The sequence below is a fragment of the Hymenobacter agri genome (assembly GCF_054778495.1).
In genome coordinates this window covers 1-2,001 of sequence record NZ_BAAGZM010000703.1, presented here as the reverse complement: position 1 = coordinate 2,001, position 2,001 = coordinate 1, and the positions used below count along the sequence as shown (strand labels likewise).

Annotated in this window: 1 pseudogene; it reads left to right on the top strand. The window is 66.2% G+C overall.

What is annotated here, in order from left to right:
- Positions 1-2,001 (top strand): annotated as a pseudogene (locus ACYVDE_RS21225) (hypothetical protein); the annotation flags it as partial.

Here is a 2,001-nt window from a genome sequence, read left to right as displayed (position 1 = left end):
CACCGTGAGCGCTGGCGGCGTGCGCAAGGGCGTGGCGTGGCGTTCCTCGACCACGGCGGCGGGCGGGGTGGCCAAGGGCAAGTTCGCCAGTCTCGACGTGCCGCCCATTGAGAACGTGCAGGGGCCGTACCGCCTCAGCGGGCCGAATGGCGAGCAGTTCATCATCGTGCTGGCCAATTCAGAGAAGGTGTACCTCGACGGCCGCCTGCAAACCCGGGGCTTCGATGCGGACTACACCATTGACTATAACCTGGCCGAAGTCACGTTCACGCCGCGCCACCTCATCACGCGTAATTCGCGCATCAAGATTGATTTTGAGTATTCCGACCTCAACTATTCGCGCTCGCTGCTGGCCGCCAGCCACTACCAGCAGCTGGGCCGGCTGAGCGTGCACGGCAACTTCTACCAGGAAGCCGACAACCCCAACAACGCCCTCAACCTGAACCTGAGCGATACCACCGTGCTGCGGCAGCTGCGCCGCGCCGGCAACGTGGCCGTGGCCGAAGTGGCCGGCGGCGACTCAGTGGCCTACTCCCGCACGCAGGTGCTGTACCGGCGCGACCCACGCACCGGGCAGTTCAGCCGGGCGGTGGGGGCCGATACGTTGCGCGGCGTGTATTCGGTGCGCTTTACCGACGTGGGGCAGGGCGGCGGCGACTATAACCTTTCCACCGACCCGGCCGACCAGACTAGCAACGGCCGCGTGTATAAATATGTGGGCCGGGGCCAGGGCCGCTACCTGCCCGTGCGCCGCATTCCGACGCCGCTGCTGAAGCAAATGGCCACGGTGGGCGTGAGCGTGCAGGTCGACAGCAGCACGACAGTATTCGTGGACGCGGCCCGCTCGCGGCTCGACCGCAACCGCTTTTCGCCGGCAAGCGACCAGGATGGCGCGTTCCGGGTGGGCTACGTGGTGCAGGACCGCCGCCTGCCTGAGGCCCTGGCCGCCGGCGTGCTGCGCGGCTACCGCCTGCGCTCGACGATGGACTACGAGTATACCGGCAAGCGCTTCGCGCCCATTGACCGCTACCGCGACATCGAGTTCGACCGCAACTGGAGTAACGTGAGCAACACGGCCAACGTGGTGCAGGCCGTCGAGGCCCGCGAAGACAACATTTTTAACTTCAGCCTGGGCGCCATGCGTGATGTGAACCACAGTGTGAACTACCGCCTGAGCCGCCGTTTTCGACCCGGCGAGGTGAACGGCGTGCAACACTGGCTCGACGCGGCCCAGCAGGTGGGCAATTTGCAGATGCGCGGCTCATTGTTCCTGCTGAACTCGCAGGCCGGGCGCTTCAATTCGAGCTGGGCGCGGGGCGAGGCCACGGGGCGCTACGTGGGCGGGCGCGTGGTGCCCGGCTACGCCTACCGATTCGATAAAAACCTGGTGAGCTCGACGCGCACCGATACCATCCGCTCGGCCAACTACTTCGACGAGCACGACGTGTTCATTCAGAGCCGCGACTCGGCCCGCACGCAGTTCCGGCTCGACTACACCTACCGGCGCGACCAAACCCCCAACCGCGAGCAGACGCAGCTGCAGCGGCGCGGCACCGCCCAAACCTGGCAGGGCACGCTGGCCTCGCGCCTGGGAAAAAACCAGGATGTGCGCGTGCTGGGTACCTACCGCGACCTCGACTCGCTGGGCCTGGCCCGCAACCGCACGGTGCTCGGGCAGCTGTTCTACAACGTGAGCCTGCTGCAAAACCAGGTGCGCTCGGAGCTGAACTACAGCGTGGCCACCGGCCGCGAGCTCAAGCGCGACTACTCGTTTCTGGCCGTGCCGGCCGGGCAGGGCACCCATTACTACGCCGGCGACCTCAACAAGAACGGCGCGCAGGACAAGGACGAATTCTTCGAGGCCCAGACGCCCGATGCGCAGTACCGCACCTTCATCAAGGTGTATTTGCCCACCACCGATTACATCACGGCTTATACCAACCGGCTAGCCTACCGCCTCACCACGGCCGCGCCGCGCGGCTGGCGCGAGGCCGGCGGCTG